Here is a 13,920-nt window from a genome sequence, read left to right as displayed (position 1 = left end):
GAGAGTGCGACCCTCAGGCCCCTGCAAGCGTCCGTTCACGGCCAACCCCTTCAACTACCACTCGATCGCAACGGCGATTCGACTTAGTCCAAAACGTCGCCTGCAAAGGAAAAGAAGCGGTAAACGATCGCGAAAAAGCGATCAGCTAAGCTTGAAAAAGTCAGGCACATCGTCACCGAAACCTGTCACCGATCCGCCATCACTACGAGGGTTTCGACGATCATTGCGGCCGGACGCCTTTGCCGGGGGCTTATTCCGCGGAGCCTTTTCGACCGTCTCGGGCTTGGCGGAAGGCGGCGTCTCGACTTCCGCTTTCGCCGCGTTCGACTTTCTGGGTGCGCCCTTGGCCGGCTTTGGCTCGCGCGTCTCAGTCTTTGCCGGCCGGGGCTCCGCTGGCTTGTTGCCGGTTTTGAAATCGACGGCTTCAATCTTGTTGCCGATCATTTTCTCGACGGCGGCAAGATTCTTTTCGTCACCCGGCGCGAAAATGCTGACCGCTTCGCCTTCCAGGCCCGCCCGGCCAGTCCGCCCGATTCGGTGCACATAGTCTTCCGAATTGTGCGGAATGTCATAGTTGAAGACGTGGCTGACGGCCGGAATGTCCAGGCCACGCGCGGCGACATCGCTCGCGACCAGGAAACGCAACTCGCCGCTCTTGAAGGCGTCGAGCGTCTTGGTGCGGACCGACTGGTCAAGATCGCCATGAATGGGGGCCGCCGACAGGCCGTGCTTGGCCAGTGACCGCGCGACGATGTCGACATCGCGCTTGCGATTGCAGAAAATGATCCCGTTCTTCACCCCATCACGATCAATGGCCTTGCGAAGCATTTCGCGCTTCGATTTTGGCGTCTTGTCGCTGGCCCGTACAAGCAATTGCTTGATTGTTGTCGCTGTCGAGGCTGGGCGCGAAACCTCGATCCGTTCCGGGTCGCTCATGAAGCGATCCACCAGAGACTGGATTTCCGGCGGCATCGTCGCCGAGAAGAACAGCGTTTGCCGCTTTGCCGGCAGCGTCTTGAGGATACGCTCAATGTCGGGAATGAACCCCATGTCGAGCATGCGGTCGGCTTCGTCGATCACCAGCACCTGGACGCCATTGAGCAGGACCTTGCCACGCTCGAACTGATCGAGCAGACGTCCCGGCGTGGCGATCACCACGTCGGCGCCGCGATTAAGGATATCCTCTTGCGGTCCGAACGCAACGCCGCCGATCAGCAACACTTTCGTGAGCTTCGTGTTCTTGGCGTAATTGTCGAAATTCTCGGCGATCTGCGCCGCGAGTTCACGCGTCGGCGACAGAATCAGCGAGCGCGGCATGCGTGCCTTGGCACGGCCCTTGGACAGCTTCTCGATCAGCGGCAGGGTGAAGGCCGCCGTCTTGCCGGTCCCGGTCTGGGCAATGCCGAGAACGTCGCGGCCGCTCAGTGCCGGTGGAATGGAACCAGCCTGAATAGGCGTCGGTTCCTTGTAACCGGCGGTATCGAGTGCATCGAGGAGTTTCTGGCCAAGACCGAGGTCGGCAAATGTTGTCATACAAAGGGCGCTTTCGACCTGACAGGACAACGGTCGCGTTTCCCTCAAAACGCGACCGTCTCAAACTTTGCGGCACCATACGAACGGCATCCGCCCTGTCAATTACGACACACGCCTAGTGGCGATATCCGAACGGCATTGTGTCCTCTATGTCAGCATAGCGATCGCGCAACCGAGTCTGGCGGGATTCCAGATCGGTCAGTTGGCCGTCCACGATCACATGCGTGGGTGCCGACATGACCTCGAGCGGGTCGCCGTCCCAGACAACCACATCGGCGGCAAAACCGGCGGTCAAGGCACCGTACTGATCGCCAACGCCGTAGATTTCCGCTGGCGTCAAGGTAATGGCGCGAAATGCGGCATCCCAGGGCACACCATTCGTCACCGCATTGCCGGCATGTTGTGGCAACAGCCTGGCATTGAAATAACCGTCTGCTGTTTGTGTCGTATACGCGACGGTCACGCCGGCATAATTGAGCCGTGCTGCCGACTCCAATGTGGTGCCCAGGGCATCAAATGACACCGGCAGATTGCCGATCGGGTCCATCAGTACCGGGATCCTCGCTGCGGCGAGCTCGTCGGCGACCATCCAGGCTTCTGCAGCGCCATAAATCACGATCTGCACCGGGGCGTTCTCTGCGGCGAAACGGATGGCGCGGCGGATATCGCTGGCCCGATCGATCTCGAGAATGAGCGGCATTCGTCCGCGGACCACATCGACCAGCGCCGCTGCGTCGTACCGGTTGAGCGCATCACCGTCACTGCCGGCAAAGCGGCCGGGGTAGGCGCGGGCGTCTCCGAAAGCCGCTTCGAGGAACGCCCAGGCCGCCGCGCGGGATCCCCCGGCCGCTGCAGCGCCGGACTGGCTCAAGTCCGCGAACACGAAGCTTTGCGTGGCAAACAGCGAATCCATGCCACCGCCCGTGTGTCCGAGCGCACCCTGACCAGCGAACAAATTCTGGCCGGTCGACGGGAAGACGGCAAACCGCGTGATTCCCTCCAACCGGGTTGTCGCGAGATAGCTGCCATTCGGATTGTAGCTGTCAGCCACATCGAGCGCCGCCGAGAAATCGCTTTCGGCCGCGGCTGCATCATTGGACGAATCCTCGAGTGCGACTTCGATGAGGCCAAGCTGGGAATAGGCTGCGAAAATGCCCGGAGTGATCCAGCCGCCCTCGGCATCGATGGTTGTCGCACCGTCAGGTACGGAGATGTTCGCGCCGACCTCGACGATAAGACCGTCACGGATCAGCACGCCGCCGGATTCGATCTGGCCCTGGGCAGTGTTGGTGATGACCCGGCCATTGATGACCGCAAGGTCCTGGGCGAGGGCGGTGCCGGCCAGCATCAGGCTGCCGGCAATGAGCGTGACAAGATGTTTCATCAGTCGTCTCCCTCACCGATCTGGCCGAGTTCGAAATCGCTGACCGGTTGTTGCCCGGTCGCGCGATCGTAGAGCAGGGCGCCGTCGATATAGACCTGATCGGCCTGTGCATAGGTCGAGAACGGATGCGCCGACCAGATCACGATGTCCGCGCGCTTGCCCTCTTCGAGCGAACCGGTTTCGTCAAGAATGCCCAGCCCGCGGGCCGGGTTCGAGGTAAACCAGGCGACCGCTTCGGCATCGCTGATCTCCAGCCCCATGCGGCGGCCGTCGGCCAGCGCCTTGGCGACCTCCTGGTTGAGACGCTGAATGCCTTGCGCGTCGTCAGAATGGATCATCGCGCAACCGCCATTGGCATGCACCAGGGCAAGATTTTCGCGGATCGTGTCATAGGCTTCCATCTTGAACCCGCCCCAATCGGCCCAGACCGCAGCGCAAATTTCGGCGTCGGCGAGCAGGTCGGGAATCTTGTAGGCCTCGACGGCGTGATGGAAGGTTGTCACCTGGTAACCGAACTCCTGGCTCAAATCGATGATTTGCGCCATCTGGTCGGCCCGGTAGCAATGCATCTGGACCAGGATTTCGCCTTCCAGAACGCCCATCAGCGTGTCGAGTTCAAGATCGCGCGTCGGAGCCGAATTCGCATCCGGATCGTCCTGATAGTCCGCCCAGCTGTCGCGATAATCCACCGCGCGCGCCCAGTTGGCGCGATAGCCGGCCATGTTACCCATGTCGGTCGCTGGTGATGATCCGCGGCCGCCATAAACGCGTGACGGGTTTTCGCCGCAAGCCATTTTCAGAGTGTAGGGCGCGTCGGGAAATTTCATGCCTTGCACGGTGCGCGAAGGTACATTGCGCAGCGTGATTCCGCGCCCGCCGAACAGATTGCCCGAGCCGGGCAGCACGTGCAGCGTGGTCACGCCGCCTGCCAGCGCCCGGGCAAAACCGGGATCCTGCGGCCACACCGAATGCTCGGCCCAGACTTCGGCGGTATTCGGCTGCGTCAGCTCATTGCCGTCGGAATGCGCATCCACATAGGGCGTCGGATAATCGCCCAGATGAGAATGTATATCGATGACGCCAGGCGTAATGTAGCGGCCTGACGCATCAACGATGACGGCACCTTCTGGCGCCTCCAGCCCCTGGCCGATGGCAGCGATGCGGCCATTCTCGATCAGCACGTCACCATTTTCGATCTCGCCACCAACGCCGTCGAAAATCGTGGCGCCGGTCAGCAGCGTCGTTTCGCTCGGCAAGGGCGAATAGGTCGACGAATAGGGATCGAGATTGATCTCCAACGCTTCGCCATCGCCATTCGCGGCGGTGGTTTCGGCTCCGTCTTCGCTGGTCTCGCCGCCCGAACAGGCGGTCAGCAAGCCGGCAGCCAGCAAGGCGGCCCAGCCTTTCAAGTCCAATGACATGTTGTACAACCCCATGAATCCGCGTGGATACGAATGGCGGTATTCAATCCGCTAGAGGGTAGGACGTCAAACGTCGAGCGACGCTTTGCCGAATTGCGGCGCATGATCCTGGATATACTGGAACCGCAACTCGGCTTTCTTGCCCATCAGGGTTTCGACCAGCGCTTCGAAGGACGGCCGGGCTGCGGCATCAAACGTCACCCGTGCCAGCTGTCGGACGGCTGGATTCATCGTTGTCGACTTGAGCTGCGGCGGCGTCATCTCGCCGAGACCCTTGAAGCGACCAACATCGACCTTGCTGCCGGTCTTGAACTCCGATTTGAGCAATTCCTCCCGATGCGCGTCGTCCCGGGCATAAACGGTCTTCGAGCCTTGCGTCAGCCGGTAGAGCGGCGGTTGTGCAAGATAGAGCCGGCCGGCCTCGATCAGGCGCGGCATGGCCTTGTAGAAGAAGGTGATCAGGAGTGCCGCGATATGCGCACCGTCGACATCGGCATCGGTCATGATGATGACGCGCTCATAGCGCAGATCGTCTGGATTGAACTTCGCGCCTGTCTGGACGCCGAGAGCGAGCAACAGGTCGCTGATTTCCTGATTGGCGGCCATCTTGTCGGCGGTCGCAGAAGCGACGTTCAGGATCTTGCCGCGCAGTGGCAGGATCGCCTGGGTTTCCCGGTTGCGTGCCTGTTTGGCGGATCCGCCGGCGGAATCGCCCTCGACCAGGAAAAGTTCGGTATCGTCGGACCCCGCCCGCGAACAGTCCGCAAGCTTTCCCGGAAGCCGCAATCGCCGCGACGCGGTCTGCCGCTTGACCTGTTTCTCCTTGCGACGGCGCATCCGGTCCTCGGCGCGCTCGATTACCCATTGCAACAGGACGTCGGCTTCCTTCGGCGATCCGCCTAGCCAGTGGTCGAAGCGGTCGCGAACCGAGCCCTCGACAATGCGGGTCGCTTCCGGCGTCGCCAGCCGGTCCTTGGTCTGCCCCTGGAATTCCGGATCGTGGATGAACACCGAGACCAGAGCGCCGGCACCGCCCATCACGTCTTCCGGCGTTATCAGATTGCCTTTCTTGACGCCCGCCAGCTCGGCATAGGCACGCAGCCCTTTGGTCAGCGCATTGCGCAATCCCTGTTCGTGGCTGCCGCCCTGCGGTGTCGGTACGGTGTTGCAGAAAGAATCGACGAAACCGTCGGCATCGCCGAAACCAACCAGCGACCAGCTGACGGCCCATTCAACCGCGCCGTGACCCTCGTCTTTCTCGAGCCGTCCGGCGAACTGGGTTTGCGTGACCTGGCTCCGGGTACCGATGATCTCGGCCAGCCGGTCGGACAGGCCGCCGGGGAAATTCAGGACAGCCTGGTCGGGCGTGTCGCTGCCCTCGACCAGTGACGGATCGCAGGTCCAGCGAATCTCGACGCCGCGGCGCAGAAAGGCTTTTGATTTCGCCATTGCGAAGAGACGCGCCGGTTTCAATTGCGCGCGGCCGCGGAAAATTTCCTCGTCCGGCCGGAACCGGACGGTCGTGCCGCGTCGGTTTGGGGCCGCTCCGACTTTTTCCAGCCGGCCTACCGGCAGGCCGCGCTCAAAGACTTGCCGCCACAGCGTTTTTTCGCGCGCGACCTCGACTTCCAGGCGTTCGGAAAGCGCGTTGACAACAGCGGCACCCACGCCGTGCAGGCCACCGGCCGTCTTGTAGGACTTGTCCGAGAACTTGCCGCCCGCATGCAGCGTCGTGAACACCACCTCCAGTGCAGACTTGTCCTTGAACTTGGGATGCGGACCGGTGGGAATGCCGCGGCCATTGTCGGAGACGGTTACGAAACCGTCGGCATCCAGGCGCACATCGATCCGATCCGCCCAGCCGGCGACGACTTCGTCCATGGAATTGTCGAGCACCTCGGCAAACAGATGATGCAATGCGCGCTCGTCCGTACCGCCGATATACATGCCCGGGCGGCGGCGTACCGCCTCCAGTCCTTCAAGCACCTCGATCGAGGCGGCGTCATAGCCGCTTCCGCCGGTGGAACCGGTTTCAGCCCCCGGCTTGGGGGTTGGGGCAGGGGACGAAAACAGATCGTCCTGGTCGGGTTTTGCGCTCATCCGGGGATATTGCCCGAGTCGGGCCGTGTTGGGGAGTTCAGAACACGCCTAAAAAGCGGCGATCCAGCCGCCGTCTGCACTGGCTGATCTGGCGATCATAGCGCTCGGCATCGGTCGCCACCTGGCCTGCGGCCCGGTTGAGCCAGGCAATGCCACGATAGGTTCCGCGATTATATCCCGTATGTCCCTGATGATAGGCAAGATAGAGGGAGCGCGCATCCGTCGGCGCAATATTCGAGAGCTCGCCGCTCTTGTGACTATACCAGCCGATGAAGTCGGTAGCGTCTCCGAAATCGTCGCGATCGGCCCACCGCCGACCCGTGTCCTCGCGATACCAGTCCCAGGTCGAATCGAGCGCTTGCGCATAGCCATAGGCAGAGGAGGGGCGCCGTCCGGGAATGAAGCCGAGCAGACGCCGGCGTGCCGGACGAGCATTGGCATCAAAGGATGATTCGCGCTTCAGGATGGCGAGCTGAATGCCCGGCGAGATGCCCCAGCGCTCCTCGCTGCGCCGGAGGTCGCGCCACCAGGCGCGGTTGTCCTCGAGGATCAGGCAGGCGTCATGCGTCTGCTCGGGTGGCGCATGACCGCAAGCAGCGGCCAGCCCGGCGGCAAGGACAGCAAAAAGGGCATGCCGGATAGACATGCCCTCTCATTGCGGGATTCCGGTTAATTACGGGTTTCCTAGAACACCAGGCGGACGACGAGCCGTGCGGTGTGGCGGATGAAGCCGTCGCGCATGTCCGCGTCATAGTCGAGCGAGAAGGTCGAATAGTTGGAACCGGCCTGAAGCGCGAGACCAAGAATGATTCCGCTTCCAGGCAGATTCTCCGAACGGAAAGAGAATTCGTTCTGGTATCCCGAGAACCGTGCCGTCGTGATCGCATCCTCGCTGCCGAAATCATTGCGGTAGCCGAGACGCACTTGCGGTGACCACCAGCTGGCATTTGTGCCGAAACGGGCGCCCGCTGTCAGGCTGGCCGTCGACGAGAAGGTCGAGCTTTCGCGGTCGTCGATGATCAGGTCGATGCCCTGGCCGCCGCCGGATTCAGAGAACGCGCTTTCGAACAGGCGCAGATAGTCGACCGAAACGGAAGGACGCAGATACCAGCGGCCCATCTCGAAATCGCGCGAAAGGCGGGCGGCACCGGCATAATGATAGCCGGTCCATTCCGCTGTCGAGGTCCGGTCGAAAGCGCCAATCAGCACCCGGCGTTCGGTCTCGAAGCTGTCGACCCCGCCGCCGAGATAGAATTCACCCGACAGGACGCCGCCGAAATCGGCGCCGCCATAGACACCGACCTGGGCGGTCAGCGCGGTCATCGGCTCATCGACGCCGTTCGATTCCTCGATATCGCTGGCGGCCCCCACGAAGTTGATGCCGAGCGCATAGAGCGGACCGAACGGGCGGTCGATACCGCCGGCCAGGCCCACGCCCTGGCCGCGATAGCCCGGCCCGAATGACGATTGTTCGCGGTCCGCGAAATAGCCGAACTCCTGAAGCCAGATTCCGCCCGTATTGTCCGGGCTGCGCCGCGCAGCATCGAGCCGGTTCGAAAGGGCGCCGATCGCGCTGTCATTGCTGGCCACCGCAAACTGGATGGCGCTGGCCGCGTACTCCGGCAGCAATTGGTCATAGGCCTCGAAGAAGTCGGCGGAATTGTTCAGCGAAGCGAACGCATTGCCGAGATCATCGTTCTCCGTCCAGGCCGTGAAGGCGGCTTCATAGGCGGCGGCGCGGTTCTCGTGCATGCCGAGTTGTTCGGACGTCTTCCGCCTCAGCGTAAGGACCAGCTGATTATTGTTGCCCGGATCGCGCACGATCTGCGTGTCGTAGAGATAGGGCGCATCCGTGTCCTGCAGCGATTCAATGGCGGAATTTATCACCAGATCATTCGCCGTCAGCACGATGAATTCCGCGCCTTCCCCGATCAGGCCGTCGAGAGAGGCGGTGATGGTCGCGCCCTCATTGAACGTGACCGTGCCGCTCGCATTGATGAACCGGGAATCTGCGTCGAGGCGGCCGACTTCGAAGATCAGCCGCGATCCGTCGTTGAAAGTGGCTTCGGTGAGCTGAACAGCTTCATCATTGCGCAGTTCCAGCTGGCCATCATTGACCGTGATGGCGAGCTGCCCGTCACTGTCATGGAGCGATCCGATAATCGCCCCCCCGCCGGAAACGGTCAGCGTATCGGCGCCATCGCCGAAATAGATGTCGCCATCGATGAAACCGCCCTGGATGTCGGCAGTGTCATTGCCGGACCCGAAGCGGATGTCGCCGCGCACAACGCTGGCGCTGTTGTTGGAATCCTCGCCCGGCGGCGTCTGGCGGTAGGTCACATCAATGGTCGACGCCGAAACGTCGATCGCCGTGCGGTTGACGGAACCGCTTTCGGCGCCGGACGACGTCTCGCTGGCGTAATCCGTCGGGAAAGTGGTCGAACCGCCGCTGATGGTCGCGAAGATGACGCCGCTATTCTCGATCAGTGCAAGCGTGTTCGATTCGTCGATGATGCCTGTCGAGCTGTTCAGCCCATTGGTCGTGACATTGATGAAATCGGTATTGCGCAGGATCGGGACATTGGCACCGGCCTGGATGTAGATGCCCACGCTGTTGGAGCTATCACCGATTGTTATCGCGGAAATCGTGCCGGCATTTTCAAGCAGCGGAACGATCGCACCGTTTCCGAGAATGATGGCGATGGCTTCGGCTTCGCGTGCCTGCGCGAGAATAGTGCCCGAATTGTATAGGCCGCCGTTTAACGTGGTCGTGCGCAACTGGCCGCCAACCATCGAGCCCTCGATACGAAGCGCAAGCGCGTCGAATTCACGCAGGATCGACTGGCCCGAGATCAGCCCGTCATTCACAAAGCCGAAATTGAAGCTGGTTTCCGTGCTGTTGGTATCAACCGGATCGGCCGGAATGAAGACATTGCCCAATACGATGTTTTCGCCCGTGCCGAGCGATGGCGCGATCCAGACGGCAGGCGCCGTCGATCGCGAAATGATTTGTGAGCCCAGGCCACCACCGTTGAAGTCCGCCCCGGTGATGAACATGCCTCGGCCAAGCGAACCGCCAACCTGGACGGTCGAACTGGACAGCAGCGTGTCATCGTCATCGATCTTGAACTCGTCGCTGGTGGCGGGTGTCGCCGTGTAGCGGAAGCCCGTGGTCTGCAGATCGCCGGTCAGCAGGAAAATGCCGTCGATATTGCTGCCGACCCGTACGGCCGAACTGTTCTCTCCGGTGCCGAGGATCCGGCCGCCGACAGTCAGGTCGCCGGTCAGGCCGTTCTGGATATCAATACCGTAGGAATTATCGCCGAGAATGCTGATCACACCGGAATTCGTGATCGAGCCGTCGACAAGCACGATGGTACGGATGCCGGCGGAATTGTTGCCGGCGACATCTATGAAACCGTCGACGCCATTAGTGATCGTGCCGGTAAAGGTGCCGCTTCCGCCTACCAGGATACCGACCCTGTTCTCGCCGGTGGTGAACGGGCCGTCATTGTCGCCGTCACCGTCCGTGTCGGTTCCCAGTGTTGTCCCGGAAACTTCAATCAGGCCTGTATTGGTCACGGTCGAGGTGGTGCCGCCATTGACCATGACCGCAACGACATCGTCATTGCCGGTCGTGTCCTCGACCGTGCCCTCGTTTGTGAATTCGTCGTCGCTGTCGACCGTCACGGCCGGCCCGGTGCTGCCGTCCGCTGTCGTGATCGACACGCGGCCGCTCGTGGTGATGAGCAGGCTGCCGGGCTGACCATCGTCGATCGTCGAGGTCCGGATGCCGGTCGTGCGCGTATCCGTTACCTCGATCTGCGCCAGGGCAGGGGCGGACAGAAACGCGGCACAAAAGGCGGTCGAAATCAGGAAGCGGTTCCGCATGGCGACTCTCAACTGGTAACTCACGGGCGTGTATGGGCACACTGGCGGGAAGGTTTAGCCGACACAGAGCGCGGCGTCGACCACCCATGACCGTTGCTCCAGGCAAAACGGCCGGAGCCTTGGGGGCTCCAGCCGTCCTGTGTGCATCGGAAAGGGCCTAGACCTTGTAATACATGTCGAATTCGACCGGGTGGGGGTGCATCTCGTAGCGCAGCACTTCCTCCATTTTGAGATCGATGTAGGAATCGATCTGGTCGTCATCCATGACATTGCCCTTCTTCAGGAAATCGCGGTCGCCGTCGAGCGATTCCAGCGCTTCGCGCAGCGACCGGCAGACGGTCGGGATGTCCTTCAACTCCTCGGGCGGCAAGTCGTAGAGGTCCTTGTCCATCGCATCGCCGGGATGGATCTGGTTCTCGATGCCATCAATGCCGGCCATCATCAGAGCCGCAAAGGTGAGGTAGGGGTTGCCGGCCGGATCCGGGAAGCGGGTCTCGATGCGCTTGCCTTTCGGTGAGGTCGAATACGGAATCCGGATCGACGCCGAACGGTTGCGGGCCGAATACGCCAGCAGGACCGGGGCTTCGAAACCGGGCACCAGGCGCTTGTAGCTGTTGGTCGTCGGATTGGCGAAGGCATTGATCGCGCGGGCATGTTTGATGATGCCGCCGATATAGTGGAGGCAGGTCTCGGACAGGTCGGCATACTTGTCGCCGGCGAACAGCGGATTGCCGTCTTTCCAGATCGACTGGTGAACGTGCATGCCGGTGCCATTATCGTTCCACACCGGTTTCGGCATGAAGGTCGCGGTGCGGCCATAGGCATGCGCGACATTGTGCACGATGTATTTGTAGAGCTGCATGCGGTCGGCCATCGTCGTCAGCGTCGAGAATTTCATGCCCAGCTCGTGCTGCGACGGTGCGACCTCGTGGTGGTGTTTTTCGGGTTCCAGGCCCAGCTCGGTCATCACCGCCAGCATCTCGGACCGCATGTCCTGCCCGGAATCGATGGGTGGAACCGGGAAATAGCCGCCCTTGGGTCCGGGCCGGTGACCCATATTGCCGCCATCCATCTGGCGACCGGAATTATACGGGCCTTCCTCGGAATCGATGGCATAGCCGGTATTCTGTTGGTCGGTGGACCAGCGAATATCGTCAAACACGAAGAATTCCGCTTCCGGACCCACATAGACGGTGTCGCCGATGCCCGACGATTTCAGATAGGCTTCAGCCTTCTTGGCCGTCGTACGCGGGTCGCGATTGTAGGCAGCGCCTGTGCCCGGCTCGAGAATGTCGCAGAACATCGACAGCGTCTTGTTCTGGAAGAAAGGGTCGACGGTCGCATCGCTGGCATCCGGCATCATTGTCATGTCGGACTCGTTGATCGCCTTCCAGCCATTGATCGAGGATCCGTCAAACATCACGCCGTCTTCGAAGAAATCGTCGTCAACCATCGACACATCGAAGGTGACATGCTGCAGTTTTCCGCGCGGGTCGGTGAAGCGCAGATCGACGAACTCGATATCTTCGTCTTTGATTTTCTTGAGAATGTCGTTTGACATCGCGGGAAGGCTCCCTTTCTGGGATTTACGGGAAGATGCGGTGGGGGCGGACCTTAAAGGGCATTTTCGTCGGCTTCGCCGGTCCGGATGCGGATCGCCTGATCAATCGGGGAAACAAAGATCTTGCCATCACCGATCCGGCCGGTGCGGGCGGCAGACTGAATGGCTTCTATGATGGCTTCGACACGCGCTTCAGGAGCCACGATCTCGAGTTTGACCTTCGGCAGGAAGTCGATGACATATTCCGCGCCACGGTAGAGTTCCGAATGGCCCTTCTGGCGGCCAAACCCCTTGGCTTCGGTAATGGTCATGCCCTGGACGCCGATATCCTGCAGCGCGTCGCGTACATCGTCGAGCTTGAACGGCTTTATGACGGCTTCGATCTTTTTCATGACCCCCGCTCGCGTTTGACGAGTTATATCAACGCGAGCGACATTCAACACCGATCGCGGATTACGCAAGTGCAGCATAAACAGAGTCGGATCAAATATGCAGCCCCTGGCTAACAAAATTCTCTCTGTAGACGGCCATCGGGCCGCAGATGCTTTCGCAGTCGCGAACGGCGTGGACGGAGTCGCCCTCATGGAAGCTGCCGGAAGGGCGGTTGCCGATGCGATTGAACGCCGCTGGAATCCGCGAGCCACGCTCATTCTTTGCGGTCCGGGAAACAATGGCGGGGATGGCTTTGTGGTGGCCAGGCACCTCGCGGCAAAGGGTTGGCCCATCGAGATCGCGACACTTGGCGCGACCGATCACTACAAAAGCGATGCCGCTGAAATGTGCGCCCGATGGACGGGCAGGGTCCGGCGCCTGGACGATATTGATGCTGGGCAATTCGACCTGTTTGTCGACGCGCTTTTCGGCGCCGGGTTGAGCCGTCCGCTCGAGGGGTCACCGCGCTTGCTGGCCACCGCGTTGGCGGAAGCGGGCAGGCCGGTCATTGCGGTCGATATTCCATCCGGCATTCATGGTGATCTCGGACGCCCGCTCGATACTGCATTCAAGGCGGATCTGACTGTCACATTTCATCGTCTCAAGCCCGCCCACCTGTTGCAGCCGGGGCGCGCGATGTGTGGCGAGATCGTGCTGGCCGACATCGGCATTCCGGACGGCTGGGAAAGCGATGCGCCACCGATCGGCAATTTGAACGCGCCAACCGCCTGGTTGCGCCAGCCATTCGACGTGTCGCCGACCGTGCACAAGCACGGCAAGGGCCGGCTTTGTGTCGTCTCCGGCGGTCCGTCAGCGACCGGCGCGGCACGTCTTGCCGCCGGAGCCGGGCTGCGATCAGGCGCCGGCCTTGTCACGCTGTTGAGCCCGCCGGCAGCAATGCAGGTCAATGCCATGCATGAGACTGCGGTCATGTTGCACCGCTTTGATGACGATGAGGGATTGCTTGCTGCGCTCGATGATCGACGCGCCACTGCGGTCGTCATCGGGCCCGGCAATGGCGTCGGATCCGCAACCCGTGACCGCGTCATTGCGGCGTCTGCTCGTGAAGCTGCCATGGTCCTGGATGCCGACGCCCTGACCAGTTTCTCGGAGCAGGCCGACCATCTGTTCGACCATTTGCGCGCCGATGATGTGCTGACACCGCATGACGGCGAGTTCGCGCGCCTGTTCCCGGACCTCGCGTGCGATGAGGTCCTGTCCAAGATCGACCGCGGCCGGCGCGCTGCCGAACGGGCCGGCTGCACGATTGTCTTGAAAGGCGCCGACACGGTGATTGCAGGGCCTGATGGCGCTGTTCGCGTAAACGTCCGCGCTGCACCTTCGCTCGCGACGGCAGGCACGGGTGACGTGCTGGCCGGCCTGATCGGGGGACTTTTGGCGCAGGGGCATGGCGGCTTCGAAGCGGCCTCGATGGCCGTCTGGCTGCACGGAGAAGCCGGGCTGCGGCTGGGCGACGGACTTGTCGCCGAGGACCTTCCGGCCATCCTTCCAGCTGTGTTTTTGGACCTGCGTCGCCGGATGAAGACTATCGCCGCACGCCGCGCTTTAAACGCGGGCGCGAACAGCGCATAAAGACC

Annotated in this window: 9 protein-coding genes; 1 reads left to right on the top strand and 8 read right to left on the bottom strand. The window is 61.6% G+C overall.

Going from position 1 to position 13,920, the window contains the following annotated elements; translation table 11 throughout:
* Window positions 1-141: 141 nt before the first annotated feature.
* The 8 genes from ACOOFN_RS00755 to ACOOFN_RS00720 form a co-directional block, all read right to left on the bottom strand.
* Window positions 142-1,533: a DEAD/DEAH box helicase gene (locus ACOOFN_RS00755; RefSeq protein WP_420432679.1), complete on the bottom strand. Its 1,392-nt coding sequence runs from the start codon at window positions 1,531-1,533 to the stop codon at window positions 142-144.
* Between the two features lie 115 nt (window positions 1,534-1,648).
* Window positions 1,649-2,917 (bottom strand): amidohydrolase family protein, encoded by a 1,269-nt coding sequence (locus ACOOFN_RS00750; protein ID WP_420432677.1) that lies wholly within the window; start codon window positions 2,915-2,917, stop codon window positions 1,649-1,651.
* Window positions 2,917-4,338 (bottom strand): amidohydrolase, encoded by a 1,422-nt coding sequence (locus ACOOFN_RS00745; protein ID WP_420432675.1) that lies wholly within the window; start codon window positions 4,336-4,338, stop codon window positions 2,917-2,919. Before ACOOFN_RS00745 ends, ACOOFN_RS00750 begins: the two co-directional genes overlap by 1 nt.
* Window positions 4,339-4,404: 66 nt before the next feature.
* On the bottom strand, window positions 4,405-6,438 hold the full coding sequence (gene parE, locus ACOOFN_RS00740) for a DNA topoisomerase IV subunit B (RefSeq protein WP_420432673.1): 2,034 nt from the start codon (window positions 6,436-6,438) through the stop codon (window positions 4,405-4,407).
* Between the two features lie 37 nt (window positions 6,439-6,475).
* Window positions 6,476-7,084 (bottom strand): hypothetical protein, encoded by a 609-nt coding sequence (locus tag ACOOFN_RS00735; protein WP_420432671.1) that lies wholly within the window; start codon window positions 7,082-7,084, stop codon window positions 6,476-6,478.
* Window positions 7,085-7,122: 38 nt separating this feature from the next.
* Window positions 7,123-10,329 carry an autotransporter domain-containing protein gene (locus ACOOFN_RS00730; RefSeq protein WP_420432669.1) on the bottom strand — a complete coding sequence of 1,069 codons (3,207 nt, stop codon included), beginning with the start codon at window positions 10,327-10,329 and terminating at the stop codon, window positions 7,123-7,125.
* 157 nt (window positions 10,330-10,486) lie between these two features.
* A complete protein-coding gene (gene glnA / locus ACOOFN_RS00725) occupies window positions 10,487-11,890 on the bottom strand; it encodes a type I glutamate--ammonia ligase (protein WP_420432667.1) in 1,404 nt (467 codons plus the stop codon).
* A gap of 53 nt (window positions 11,891-11,943) precedes the next feature.
* Window positions 11,944-12,282 carry a P-II family nitrogen regulator gene (locus tag ACOOFN_RS00720; RefSeq protein ID WP_420432665.1) on the bottom strand — a complete coding sequence of 113 codons (339 nt, stop codon included), beginning with the start codon at window positions 12,280-12,282 and terminating at the stop codon, window positions 11,944-11,946.
* 97 nt (window positions 12,283-12,379) lie between these two features.
* Between ACOOFN_RS00720 and ACOOFN_RS00715 the strand changes: the two genes are divergently transcribed.
* A complete protein-coding gene (locus ACOOFN_RS00715; RefSeq protein WP_420432663.1) occupies window positions 12,380-13,915 on the top strand; it encodes an NAD(P)H-hydrate dehydratase in 1,536 nt (511 codons plus the stop codon).
* Window positions 13,916-13,920: the final 5 nt, after the last annotated feature.

It is taken from the genome of Hyphobacterium sp., assembly GCF_965217055.1.
Classification (GTDB): Bacteria; Pseudomonadota; Alphaproteobacteria; order Caulobacterales; family Maricaulaceae; genus Hyphobacterium.
This window is presented reverse-complemented; position numbering and strand designations above follow the sequence as displayed.

What these genes read in the sequence shown, in the direction of transcription:
- ACOOFN_RS00755 (WP_420432679.1), bottom strand. Translation starts at nt 1,533, where the DNA reads ATGACAACATTTGCCGACCTCGGTCTTGGCCAGAAACTCCTCGATGCA.
- ACOOFN_RS00750 (WP_420432677.1), bottom strand. Translation starts at nt 2,917, where the DNA reads ATGAAACATCTTGTCACGCTCATTGCCGGCAGCCTGATGCTGGCCGGC.
- ACOOFN_RS00745 (WP_420432675.1), bottom strand. Translation starts at nt 4,338, where the DNA reads ATGTCATTGGACTTGAAAGGCTGGGCCGCCTTGCTGGCTGCCGGCTTG.
- parE (WP_420432673.1), bottom strand. Translation starts at nt 6,438, where the DNA reads ATGAGCGCAAAACCCGACCAGGACGATCTGTTTTCGTCCCCTGCCCCA.
- ACOOFN_RS00735 (WP_420432671.1), bottom strand. Translation starts at nt 7,084, where the DNA reads ATGTCTATCCGGCATGCCCTTTTTGCTGTCCTTGCCGCCGGGCTGGCC.
- ACOOFN_RS00730 (WP_420432669.1), bottom strand. Translation starts at nt 10,329, where the DNA reads ATGCGGAACCGCTTCCTGATTTCGACCGCCTTTTGTGCCGCGTTTCTG.
- glnA (WP_420432667.1), bottom strand. Translation starts at nt 11,890, where the DNA reads ATGTCAAACGACATTCTCAAGAAAATCAAAGACGAAGATATCGAGTTC.
- ACOOFN_RS00720 (WP_420432665.1), bottom strand. Translation starts at nt 12,282, where the DNA reads ATGAAAAAGATCGAAGCCGTCATAAAGCCGTTCAAGCTCGACGATGTA.
- ACOOFN_RS00715 (WP_420432663.1), top strand. Translation starts at nt 12,380, where the DNA reads ATGCAGCCCCTGGCTAACAAAATTCTCTCTGTAGACGGCCATCGGGCC.